We start from the raw sequence: 12,657 nt of genomic DNA, 5'->3' as shown, positions 1-12,657 counted from the left end.
GTTCGCGCTGCAACATTGTCGTTTTAGGGCTCGGCTATTAAGGATCCTAGCTTTATGACAAGTAACATTAAGCGCGCTGTTACGCTTACGTTACTAGCCGGAATGGCAAGCTCAGCGCTTGCTGCGAAAGCACCGGTTACCGACTTGAGCGCAACATCTTCTTCGGCAACTGCTGCCTCTATTACAGCGGCATCTGCTGCTAACGAAACCGATGTTCAGCGCCTAGAGCGCCTATTGCAAAACCGCAACCGAGTGCAACTGCAAATGCAGCAGCAGCTCGATGAAATGACGCAAGAAATTGCTACCCTTCGCGGCCAGCTAGAACGCAATACTTATGACATGAACCAGATGGTTCAGCGTCAACGTGAACTGTTTATTGAAATCGACAAGCTTCGCTCACAACAAGGCGCAGCCGCCGTCGCAGTTCCTGTCGCGACAGACAAGGCGAACCCAGAAGGCAAGTTCACCACCAATGTCGACGAACAAACGGCATACCAAAATGCAGTCGACTTGATTTTGAAAAAGCGCGACTACACAGGCGCAATCACAGCCTTCAAACAGTTCCAGGCTGATTTCCCAGAATCGACTTTCATGCCAAACAGCCACTACTGGCTAGGCCAGCTCTATTTTGCTAAGCGCCAAGACGCAGAAGCAGAAAAGAGCTTCAAGGCTGTAATTGGTTTTGCAAAATCCAACAAACGAGCGGACGCTCTAGTGAAGTTGGGTGACATTGCCAAACGTGGCAACAAAACTGATGAAGCAAAGAAGTACTATGAACAAGTGATTAGCGAATACCCAGGCAGTTCTTCTGCCAAGGTTGCTAAGTCTAATTTACAGTAAAGCGATTTCGTGAGGCTAGGCGATATGCTTAGCTCTCAACACGCTTTCAGTAGACCCCTGCCTGCGCAGGGGTGACGACTTATTTGGATGAGAGGTCGCTAAAAGGTGATTTCAACAGAACTGAAAGCCACCCTAACCACGAATCCCAACCCAAAAGCCGTTATTCCACTGGCCGTGCGCCTACGCAGGCAAGAATCCACTCTCGGCAAGCAACAATCCCAAAAAGCGCAAACTATCTCCTCGATAGCCTGTTCAGGCCACTTTCTATTCAACTTTGGTAGATTCCTGCCCTAGTGCCTTTGTTCTATCAATAATATCCGTGTACAATGCTCGGACTATTTGGAAGTAGCATAGAGCAACCGCTATGAGCCACATCTTAGACTCAATTGATACGGTATATCCGTTTCCCCCTAAGCCTGTTCCGTTATCTGATAACGAGAAGCAGCAGTACATCGCAAGTATCAAATCGCTACTAAAACAAAAAGACGCGGTTCTGATTGCACACTATTACACCGATCCAGAGATCCAAGCTCTTGCAGAAGAGACGGGTGGATTTGTGGGTGACTCGCTAGAAATGGCGAAATTCGGTAACCGTCACGACGCATCAACGCTGATCATTGCTGGCGTTCGCTTCATGGGTGAATCTGCGAAGATCTTAACGCCAGAAAAGCGCATCCTAATGCCAACACTGGAAGCAGAGTGCTCGCTTGATCTTGGCTGCCCTGCAGACAAGTTCTCAGAGTTCTGTGACGCGCACCCAGACCACACAGTTGTGGTTTATGCCAATACATCGGCAGCGGTGAAAGCACGCGCTGATTGGGTAGTAACATCAAGTATCGCGCTTGAAATTGTTGAAAGCCTAGATGCTGAAGACAAACCGATTATTTGGGGCCCAGACCGCCACCTAGGTTCGTACATTGCGAACCAAACCGGTGCCGACATGTTACTGTGGCAAGGTGAGTGTATCGTTCATGACGAATTCTCATCAAAAGCACTGAAAGACATGAGATCGGTTTACCCAGATGCAGCCATTCTGGTTCACCCAGAATCGCCAGCAAGCGTTGTTGACCTCGCTGATGCAGTAGGCTCAACCAGCCAACTTATCAAAGCGGCGAAAGAGCTACCGAATAAGCAGCTTATCGTGGCCACAGATAAAGGCATCTTCTTCAAGATGCAGCAGTTAGTGCCAGAAAAAGAGCTAATCGAAGCACCAACGGCAGGCAATGGTGCGACATGTCGCAGCTGTGCACACTGCCCTTGGATGGCAATGAACGGTCTTAAAGCGATTGAGAAAGCGCTACGTGATGGTGGTGAAGAGCACGAAATCTTTGTTGATGAAGCACTTCGCGTGAAATCACTGATCCCGCTAAACCGCATGCTTGATTTTGCTGAGCAGCTACAAATTAAAGTGAAAGGCAACGCGTAACTCGCTGATTCATTCACATTAATGATCAAAAACCAGTCTTCGGACTGGTTTTTTCGTATATGCTTATTACAAAACGTTCACAAGGAATCACGTGGTTATCTGGATCCAGCTTCGCAAGTGGTTACACAGCCATTTGTTTGAACTTAAATTTCGAACTTTGATGATGGCGTTGCTGCTTTATGTTGTCGCGTCCTGGGCGCTGTTGTCACTCAGCGGCGAAACAGAGCTCACAACGCCGATATCACAGTTTATCTATTTTATTGTCGTGACGGCATCGACCGTGGGCTATGGCGATCTCTCGCCAACCACTGAGGCCGGCCGATGGGTTGCTATATTATTTATTATCCCTGGTGGGTTAATGTTGTTTGCAGCGCTGCTTGGCCGAATGGCAGCGTTAGGTTTGGAATCTTGGCGCGCAGGTCAGTTGGGAAAAAGGAAGGTAAGAGTGGATAACCATATTTTGATGTTAGGCTGGAATGGTCAGCGAACAATTCACCTTATTCGTATGCTACAACATGAAGAGACGGGTAGAAGACCCATTGTGTTGTGTAGCCGCTCTGATATTGAAAATCCGTTGCCGGGCGAAATTGCGTTCGTTAAAGTAAACAGCTATACCGATGGCCGCGAGATGGAAAAGACCAACATTGAGTCTGCGAGCTGTATTCTTATCGACAATCCAGAGGACGACATCACCCTATCGGCCGCGCTCTATTGTGCAAACCGCAATCCAGAGGCGCATTTATTGGTGTATTTTAAAGACGAAGCGCTGAGCGATCTACTTCACCAACACTGTCCGAACTCTGAGTGTATTCCTGCCGTGGGCGCAGAAATGCTTGCCAAAGCCGCAGTCGACCCAGGTTCGAGTGCGCTTCATCAAGAGCTACTGAGCTCCACTCGTGGGATGACCCAATATTCCGTCCGCTACCCAAGCTCTGCCAAAGCAATTAAGGTGAACGCACTGTTCCAATGGATGAAAGCGGAATACCAAGCCACGTTGATCGCTGTGGACGTAGGGCAAGGGATAGTCCTCAATCCCGAGTTGGATTTGGATATTGAACCGGGTACCAAACTTTTTTACATCGCCGATGAGCGAATTGATTCTTTCCATTGGGAGTCGAGATAGCCCGCCAATACAGGCTTTGTTTGCAGGCTTATTCTTACGACAAGATAACGTAATCGATACCATACAAAATATTTATTGATACGAAAATACATACTGTATATTATGCGCGCGTTTTATGAATTCAGTGAATGAACGTTCATTCACTGAATTCATTCTGTTGATTAAGGTGTCCTTGTCCATGCGCGTTCGTTTGTTGTCGGTTTCTTTGGTTGCTGCACTAGTGTCCAGCTCAGCGGCTTATGCTGCTAACCTAGAAACTTCCAATGCTCCCCACTCTCTGCCAACCGAGAAACAGGACATGGTGTTCGAGAGCGATATCGATAAAGCCAATGCGCGAGTCGATGAGTACCAAAATGCCATTGACTATCTTAAGTCCCAAGACAATGGGGATGATCAAGCCAAACAAGATGCCAACAGCCAAGTCTCCAACAAACAGGCCGTGAGCGATTTGAAGTACGCTAAAAAGTACTATCAAGAAATTAATGGCCTGCCTATGTTTAGTTTTCTTGGCGGTCCGGCTTATACCCCAGAACAAGGACTATTGGTCGCTTTGGGCGGATTGTATTCGTTCAAGACTGATCGCGCGCAAAGTGCGCTGCAGCGCTCGAGTTTATCGGCGTTCTTGATTGGCAACTATGGTGATTCCGAAGTGGGCTATGGCCTAAGTGGCCATCATGAGCTGTATTGGAACAACAACGATGTTCAGTTCAAAGGCAACTTTAATCTTGGCTCTCAGAGCAAGCACTATTGGGGTATTGGTTATGACGCGGCGAACGACTTTGAGTTCGGTGAGGTAACAAAATACTCAGCTATCGAGAACAACTACAAAGGCAACCTCATCTATCGCTTAACCGGCAACTGGTTCGCAGGGCCTGCTGTAAAACTGAACTACTACAGCCCAACCTCAGAGCCTGAAGCGGCCTTTATGGATGAAAACTTTAACACCTTTAAAGACAAGCCATTTACTTGGGGTTTGGGTGCGAGTCTGCAATATGACAGCCGTGACGTGGCCGTGAACCCATGGAGTGGCTCGCTGTTTCGCAGTGAAGTGCTGCTATACAGTGAGGCACTGGGCAGTCAGGCGGAATACCAAAAACTCGATATGGAGTACCGTACTTTCCATAGCGTCGCCGAAGGTAGAGTGATTGCACTGCTTGCTCATTATCAGCAAGCATTTGGTGATGTGCCGTATTACGACATGCCGGAAATCGGTGGTGCGAGTTCAATGCGCGGTTATTACCAAGGACAGTATCGAGACAAAGTAACGGCGGAAGTCACCGCGGAGTACCGCCATACGTTTCGTCGTGACTCTGGCGTACTATCAAACCATGGTATGACAGCGTGGGCGGGTGTTGGCTCTGTAGGCAATTCTATGGATGACTTGACTGGGCATGCCATCGTCTCTTATGGGGTAGGATATCGTTATGAACTCCAGCCTCGAATGAACATCAGACTCGATCTCGGTATGGGTCGACACGGCTCAGCGTTCTACTTCAACTTTACTGAAGCCTTCTGATACAAAAACGCCCTCACTATCGTGAGGGCGTTTGACTAGCAATACTGTTGGCTAACCATAGCTGTTTAACCAACTATTGATTTTCTGCTACTTACTGGTTCTCTGCTAAAACAGCGCCTTTTTGCGTAATACCACATAGCATCACTGGCATGGCTGCATAGATTTCATTGAACTGTTCGAGACCTTCAATGCCTTGCGCTTGCAATGTCGCAATCGAGGTTTCTGGATCGTACAGCATGCTTAGTGAAAGCAATACGCCGCCAAGTAGTGCATTATCTTCACTGTTTTCCGGCATCAGCGTTTCCCAGTCATCACGAGCCAGTTGCCAGCCTTGTAATACACCTTCACAAAAGTCTTTGGCTTCTTGAGTAACGATCTCTTCTTCATCCAAATCGCAACCTTCTGGCCATTGCCATTCGCCATCTAAAAGCGCTGGACGGTATTGATTCCAAAGCGTAATCACCGCTTGAGCGTAGTCTTCTAGCTGCTCGCCCGAAGTAAAGGGTGCAACTTCTTCACCGCCCCACAAAAACGGTAGCCATTCTTCTGGTGGCAAGGTGTGTGGAGCCGATGCCATAGAAGTGACGAAGCCTTGAGTTTGCGCGTTGTTGAGTAGTTTTCCTTCTAGCTCAGGAAGGGAAAGTATGTCTTTTAGTTCCAAAATGCTTTACCGTTAGGGCTGAATTATGAATATCTTGAGTATAGTATCAAGCTAGGCTTCAATTACCTATAGCTATACTAAAGTAACGAGACATCTCAAGAAGATGCAGTTCATGCACACGAAGAAAGGAAGTCTTCTCTCGCTATGGTTATCAAAGAGTCGGTTTTGCAAAAATCGGTTATCAAAGAGTCGCTTAAAAAGAAAAGCATTATTGCACTCGCCGTATACCTGGCCGTGTTTATTGCCATCTTTGGCACTATCACTTATTGGGTGGTAGAGTCGCCCGTTCGTGCCAAGCTAGAACAAAACCTTGATATTCGAAGTGAATTCCTTGCCGCCGAGATCTCAGCTCCTCTTCATAGCTCCCTTGGCGTTTTAAAAAGCATCGTGGCCATGGGTGAGACCATTAGTGATCGCCAATCACTCGACAAAGCCCTATGCCAAGTCTTTAAACTGAATGATGGTATTGCCGTGAGCGGCGGTATATGGCCTGAGCCGTATTCCGTTGACCCCGATGTTAAGCTCTCCAGCTTGTTTTACAACCGTACCAGCACAGGCGAAGTCGATAAAATCGATCTGTGGAATAATCCTCAAACTGCGGGGTACCATATAGAGCCTTGGTATACCTCGGTAAAAGACACGCCGAGTAACACCATCAGTTGGTCTGAAGTGTACGTTGACCCTTATACCCACGTTCAGATGATCACCGCCTCCGCGCCTTATTATATTGAAGGTGTGTTCGCTGGTGTCGCCACCGTGGATCTTTCGCTAGAAAATTTGATTGGCTTTGTAAAAAGTAAAGCGAGAGAGCACGATCTCGGCGTGATTGTTCGAGATGCCAATCAGCAAGTTATCACTGAACACAACTTTAGAGTTGAGCGCGGTATCTACATTAGCCAGCTGAGTTTCGGCGACTTTAACTGGAGTCTGGAAGTGGTCAACGCCAGAAGGCTGGTGGCCGATGAAGTGGCAGACATCGTTAAGAGTGTTGAGTTGGGTATTGTTCCTGTCATGCTGCTGTGCTTAATGTTTGGCTATTACCTTATCAACCAATACCTCATCAAGCCGATTGCGATCATTGCTAAAGAGGTGGATGAATCGCGCCATGGCGGCAGTATCGATATTAATTATCGCAGTCCAGACGAGATCCGTTATCTGATAGACAGTTTTAATCAAAAAACGGTGTACCTAGACCAAGAGCGTATGAAGGCGCAAGCCTCAACCAAAGCCAAAACCGCGTTCCTTGCAACACTGTCTCACGAGATCCGAACTCCAATGAATGGCGTGCTCGGCACCGCTCAGATCTTGCTTAAAACCGATCTTTCGGTAGAACAAAGAAAGCACCTCAAAACCCTGTATGATTCAGGCGACCATATGATGTCGCTACTCAATGAGATCCTCGATTACTCCAAAATTGAGCAAGGCCATATTGAGCTTGATAGCCACCCGTTCCCACTCAACTCCATTATTGGCAGTATACACAGCGTCTACCACACCTTGTGTAACGAGAAAGGCCTAAAGTTCAGTGTCTATTCCGATATTGAGGATGAGCGTTGGTACCAGGGTGATAAAGCGCGTCTGCGCCAGATCCTGTTTAACCTGCTTAATAATGCCGTTAAGTTTACCTCTCAGGGCAACATTGAAGTGTTCTTGTCAGAGAAAATTGGAGCGGAGAAAAACACCCTAACGATTCGGGTAAAAGACACAGGTATTGGCATTGCGCCAGAAGCGCAAGCACGTATTTTCAAACCTTTTGAACAAGCAGAGTCGAGCACTACCCGCCGTTTTGGCGGAACAGGGTTAGGTCTTGCGATTGTGAAAGAGATTGCGCTGGTCATGGGTGGTGATATTAAACTGACCAGCCAAGAGGGTATTGGCTCTGAGTTTGAAGTCACGGTGAGGCTCGCAAGCTGTAAACCAAAACCGCTGGATGTACACATAGAGCGCAACCTCGACTATCGTGGCCTTAAAGCACTGATTGTTGAAGACAACCGCACCAACACCATCATTATAGAAACCTTTATGAAGCGGAAAGGCTTCATTACTTATTCCGTAGTCAATGGTGAAGAAGCGTTAAAAGCTGTTGCCACCCAAAACTACGACTTAATCTTAATGGATAACCACATGCCAGTGATGGACGGTGTGGAAGCCATCGCTGGTATCCGCAATATGCCAGGCAAAGAAAAAGACACTCTTATCTTCGGCTGCACCGCCGATGTATTCAAAGAGACTCGTGAACGCATGATGGGTGCAGGCGCAGACTTTATTGTCGGCAAGCCTATTGATGAACGGATTCTCGACGACGCGCTTTATCAGTTCGCCAATAAACTGTTCCAGTTCAGCGGCCGAAAAGGCAGCAATGTGACGTCTCTAGGCGTTTCCAAATAAGGCGCTTCTAAATAGCCCACCTAACCGGTCGCCTAACTGGTGACTGGATTGCGAAAAGACCCACTCTCAACCTTATCTACCCGCTAAGTAGCGATAGTGATCGCTAAACCGTTCACATATCAGTCCCTCTGCTGTCATTAACCTACGAAAATATAACGCTAACTCCCTGATGAAACGGGGTTTAGCGTTATGTTTGTAATTAAACTACAACAAATAGCGAGTTTGACTACTTTGAACGCCAAAATTGGTGATAAATTTACCTTTGACTTTGAGATACGGTAGGTAAATCTACCAAATTGGTGTTCTAATAGCGCTGTTATCTGGGTGGTGGTAAATATCCAGTCATATGAGTCGATATTCGATTTTATGTTAGTTTATTGTCCTGTGAGATTGTAAGTGAAACCGAAAGCTCCTTTCTGTATTCGTAACGCGGCCGCTGATACCTTTGCAATGGTCGTGTTCTGTTTTGTGTCTGGTATGTTGATTGAAGTGCTTGTCTCAGGCATGACCTTCGAACAGTCATTGGCATCACGTTTGTTGTCTATCCCTGTGAACATCGCCATCGCATGGCCATATGGCGTGTTCCGTGACTGGGCACTACGCCAAGGCGCGAAAGTATCGCCTTCTGGTCCTATGAAAGCGTTCTCGGATCTGGTCGCGTACGTCGCGTTCCAATCGCCAGTCTACGCAGCGATTTTGTTTACGGTAGGTGCATCAACAGACCAAATCATTACCGCAGTATCGAGTAATGCGATTGTGTCTTGCGGAATGGGCGTCCTATACGGCTACTTCCTAGATCTATGTCGCCGCTGGTTCCGAGTTCCGGGCTACTACCAAAGCGTATGATTTGCCGATCATTTGATCGAATTAATCACAAAGTAAGCAAACAATTAAAAAAGCGCAGCTTTTTTCCCTTTTAGGGTTGACCAAGCGGGGCGGAATCATTAAATTACCAACCCGTTAGCCAAGAGTGCTAACCAAATCAAAATACGGTGAGTTGTCCGAGTGGCTGAAGGAGCACGCCTGGAAAGTGTGTATACGGCAACGTATCGAGAGTTCGAATCTCTCACTCACCGCCACATTCGAAGCCCCAGCAGAAATGCTGGGGCTTTTTCGTTGTATCTATCTTTATCAGAACAATTGTTTGACGCCCAATTCGTGCAACTGAGGATTTCCTTTAGTGAGTTACTAGGGTGCCGCTTGTTTGGGCCGATTGCGTATTTGCCTCCGCTGGAGCGAAAACACATCCAATACACTAAACCGTGATTTAACTCAAAACCTCTAATACTATCCTAGTACTTTCTAGTATTATGCAACTAAGCGAGATACCATTAATCCAGTTCACTAATGGGCTTGGAATATGTCTATAACATCCTCTTTTTATGAAGAAAACGCAGAAACACTTGCAGAGCAATACAATGCGTTAGATCCAACAGAAGTGCATCAAACTTGGCATCAATATTGGCCAACTGAGGAAGCCGAAGTTCTTGATATTGGTGCAGGCTCTGGAAGAGATGCTCATTGGTTTGAGACCAGGGAGTGTAACGTCATCGCGTGCGAGCCCTGCCATAAGCTTCGAGAGATTGGTATGAAGCAAACTGGTGAGGGAGTTCGCTGGTTAGACGATAAGTTACCCGAGTTATCTAATGTGGCGAAGCAAAAGCTGTGTTTTGATGTTGTTTTGATATCTGCCGTCTGGATGCACCTACCGTTAGAGTATCGCAAAGATGCGCTGCAAAGAATCGCTGGTGTTATGAAAGATACTGGTACGCTTGTTGTGACGTTGCGACATGGCCCATTTATTGATGGCCGTGAGGCTTTTCCTGTGTCGGCAATAGAACTGAGCGGATTGGCGAGCGAACTCAATCTGGAAGTAGCAGATGTGTTTGACGGTAAAGATCAGCAGCATCGTCAGGACGTTAGCTGGCAGACTGTAGTAATTAAGAAGAAAATATCTTGTGAGAACGAGGCAAAGTATGGCGCTTGAACTTTATCTGGATAAGTTTCGAAACCTTAATATGAATAGCGCCGGTGGACAGAAGAGTCCTCACAAGGTTTGTATGCTTCTGGCAGTAATGGATCTCATCCATGTTGGAAGTATCGTATCCAACAAGATATTACTCAATCAAGCCCTCAGAGATCAGTTCACACGCCACTTCGAGAGCTTTGCGCAAGGCAAAGATAGAAACACCCCAGAGAATCCTTTCTTTCACCTGCGAAGCGAGGGTTTTTGGCACCTTGAATACAATGAAGGATTCGAAGAACAAAACACTAAACGCTTTTCATCGAAAGCGATATCGTACGCATATATAGACGATGAGCTTTTTGAGTACATGCAGAGTCATATCGTTTCCAATGAACTAAAGGATGCCTTGATCACCAACTTAGCAGATATGGGGTCGCTGTATTATCAGTGGCTGCTGGATATTGGTAAATCTGAAAAGACGGCGAGTAATTACCTTGGTGCGATCCGCGGTTCCATCTCAAACTGGTTAATGGATGCCAATGAGATTCGTGAGCCTTTGGTTGAGGTGAAATCTTATAAGGATTTCATTTTGCTGGAACGAAGATCAAAGACACTAGATATTTTCAAGCTACGTGACCGTAAAGGGAAAGGCATGTATAGCGCTGCATTGGGTCACTACAATAACTTTCTAGCTGATTTGGCTCAGGTGGATTTGAACGCAGATATACGACAGGTTATGTCGGATAAGAAGCTTACTGAAACTGAAAAGAGCATACTGATTAACACGAGAGTGGGTCAGGGGCACTTTCGAGCACAACTGATTCAGATGTGGGGAGGCTGCGTGCTGACTGGTTATAAGAATACACAGTTGCTGTTAGCGTCTCATATTAAACCTTGGAGGGACTCTACGAATGATGAGCGACTAGATAAGTACAATGGATTATTGTTGCTCGCGAACTTAGATAAAGCATTCGATCTAGGGTTTATATCCTTTGATAACCAAGGAAAAGTGATGATCTCTAAATACTTAGAGCGGCCAGATGTTATCGGCCTCGATGAAACAATGGCTTTTGATATCGTGGGTCAACATAAGCGCTATTTGGATTACCATCGTCAGGAACTATTCAAAGGATTTTGAGGTAAATAAACTAGTAATGAAGTATGACCACTAAGACTTGTGGCCTTACTTTACTTGTACTAATTCATACCTGATCTGACAGTTACCCACTTTGCGAATTCATTGCTGTGTGCAGCGCTTGCGAAATAGCTAATTTTCAGCAATCCCAACCTTAAAACTCACTATCAACTTGAAACATCAACCTCTCTTTCGTATTCAGGGCGAGATCTCACGTGATTTATAGGGTTTAATTGATTAAATACCAAACAGAGTGGTCAATTTATGTTCACTTGCATCAAAAGATTAAATATTCTTTATTTTCGACTGAACTAATCCTGATTTTGTTGATTCGACCATTATCTATTTATTACTCGACCTACAAAATGACACTTCTTGAACGCCTTAACCGCATACCTGATCCACGTAATGATATTAACGTTAAACACGACTTAGTTGATGTCGTTTTTCTAGTATTTTCTGCTGTGCTCAGTGGTGCTACAGGATGGAAGTCCATTCAAGAATTTGGTGAAAGCCAAATTGACTGGTTGAGACAATATCGAGGATTTGAAAATGGTATTCCCAAACGACACTGCATTGCTAACATTATCAGTGCATTAGATAGTGATGCTTTACTCGAAGCCTTGTTTGAATGGTTGAATTCTGAACGAACTCGAACAGAAAAATCGGTTTTAGCAATAGATGGTAAAGCTTTACGTGGAACTAAAACAAATGGGTTAAAAGCATGTTACACGTTGTCAATGCGTATGATGTTGAAAGTGGGCTAATGCTTTATCAACAATCTACTCATGGCAAAGGTAAAGAAATCAGTTTATCTCGTGATGTTCTAGATGCTTTAGTCCTAAAAGAGGCAATAGTCACCTTAGACTCGCTGCATTGCTTAGCGCCAACGATGGCACAAATCAAGGCAAAGAAAGGCGACTTTACAATCCAGCTCAAAAAGAACCAGCCGACACTTTTTGAGCATGTGACAGAAGCTTTTTTAGCCGTTTATAATCAACCAGATAACATGGCGGAATGTATCCAAGAAAATGAAGGGCATGGTCGCAAAGAATGGCGGAATATCATGCAGATAGAGGCGAATCTTCCACCTGAGTTGAAAGAAAAGTGGCCTCATATAAAAAGCTTTATTGAAGTGGTAAGTGAGCGCACTTGCAATGGAAAAGGAACAAGAGATTCACGTTGGTATGTTAGCTCATTAGAGGTTGATGTTGAACTGGCTGCTCGGACAATCAGAGAGCATTGGTTGGTTGAAAACCAGCTTCATTGGGTTCTTGATGTGGTATTCAGAGAAGATGAACTAAAAGTAAAAGACCCAAATGGAGCTGCTCATTTAGCGGCATTTAATCGTGCTGCGTTGAACACGATAAAGCAGGATGAGAGTGACAAAGATAGCTTGGCTGCCAAACGTAGAAAGTCAGGTTGGTCTGGTGAATATCGCTCAAAAATAATCTTTGGCTAATATTTATTCAAAGTGGAATCCCGCCCTGCTTTCGTATTAGGATGATCAAGCTCTAACTGCTCTGTATGCAAATGCAATAGATCAGCTTTCTCACCATACAACGCGTCGCCAACCATCACCATGTTCAAACGAAGATGATG

9 protein-coding genes, 1 tRNA gene and 1 pseudogene are annotated in these 12,657 nt (G+C 45.7%); 10 read left to right on the top strand and 1 reads right to left on the bottom strand.

Annotation, left to right across the window (positions count from 1 at the left end):
* The first annotated feature begins 54 nt into the window (after positions 1-54).
* The 4 genes from ybgF to PG915_RS10810 all read left to right on the top strand — a co-directional run bounded on the left by ybgF (position 55) and on the right by PG915_RS10810 (position 4,905).
* Entirely contained in the window at positions 55-840 is a 786-nt protein-coding gene (gene ybgF / locus PG915_RS10825) for a tol-pal system protein YbgF (protein WP_353496540.1), read from the top strand.
* A gap of 364 nt (positions 841-1,204) precedes the next feature.
* The gene (nadA, locus tag PG915_RS10820; RefSeq protein WP_353496539.1) at positions 1,205-2,266 is read left to right on the top strand and encodes a quinolinate synthase NadA; all 1,062 of its coding nucleotides are present in this window, start codon (positions 1,205-1,207) and stop codon (positions 2,264-2,266) included.
* Between the two features lie 133 nt (positions 2,267-2,399).
* Positions 2,400-3,389 (top strand): potassium channel family protein, encoded by a 990-nt coding sequence (locus PG915_RS10815; protein WP_420884621.1) that lies wholly within the window; start codon positions 2,400-2,402, stop codon positions 3,387-3,389.
* A gap of 115 nt (positions 3,390-3,504) precedes the next feature.
* On the top strand, positions 3,505-4,905 hold the full coding sequence (locus PG915_RS10810) for a BamA/TamA family outer membrane protein (RefSeq protein ID WP_353496537.1): 1,401 nt from the start codon (positions 3,505-3,507) through the stop codon (positions 4,903-4,905).
* 91 nt (positions 4,906-4,996) lie between these two features.
* Here the strand turns inward: PG915_RS10810 and PG915_RS10805 are convergent, their stop codons facing one another.
* Positions 4,997-5,566 (bottom strand): UPF0149 family protein, encoded by a 570-nt coding sequence (locus PG915_RS10805; RefSeq protein WP_353496536.1) that lies wholly within the window; start codon positions 5,564-5,566, stop codon positions 4,997-4,999.
* Positions 5,567-5,731: 165 nt separating this feature from the next.
* Between PG915_RS10805 and PG915_RS10800 the strand changes: the two genes are divergently transcribed.
* The 6 genes and pseudogenes from PG915_RS10800 (at position 5,732) to PG915_RS10775 (ending at position 12,517) form a co-directional block, all read left to right on the top strand.
* Positions 5,732-7,954, top strand: a complete 2,223-nt coding sequence (locus PG915_RS10800; protein WP_353496535.1) for a hybrid sensor histidine kinase/response regulator — start codon at positions 5,732-5,734, stop codon at positions 7,952-7,954.
* Between the two features lie 396 nt (positions 7,955-8,350).
* Entirely contained in the window at positions 8,351-8,800 is a 450-nt protein-coding gene (locus PG915_RS10795) for an L-alanine exporter AlaE (protein WP_042501949.1), read from the top strand.
* Positions 8,801-8,945: 145 nt separating this feature from the next.
* Positions 8,946-9,033 (top strand) — tRNA-Ser (locus PG915_RS10790).
* A 281-nt stretch (positions 9,034-9,314) separates the two neighbouring features.
* Entirely contained in the window at positions 9,315-9,941 is a 627-nt protein-coding gene (locus PG915_RS10785) for a class I SAM-dependent methyltransferase (protein ID WP_353496534.1), read from the top strand.
* Complete coding sequence (locus tag PG915_RS10780; RefSeq protein WP_353496533.1) at positions 9,931-11,058, top strand: HNH endonuclease; 1,128 nt, start codon at positions 9,931-9,933, stop codon at positions 11,056-11,058. Before PG915_RS10785 ends, PG915_RS10780 begins: the two co-directional genes overlap by 11 nt.
* A gap of 362 nt (positions 11,059-11,420) precedes the next feature.
* Positions 11,421-12,517 (top strand): annotated as a pseudogene (locus tag PG915_RS10775) (ISAs1 family transposase).
* The last annotated feature ends 140 nt before the right edge of the window (positions 12,518-12,657 follow it).

Origin of the sequence: Vibrio sp. CB1-14 (assembly GCF_040412085.2) — a bacterium.
Taxonomy (GTDB): Bacteria; Pseudomonadota; Gammaproteobacteria; order Enterobacterales; family Vibrionaceae; genus Vibrio; species Vibrio chaetopteri.
This window is presented reverse-complemented; position numbering and strand designations above follow the sequence as displayed.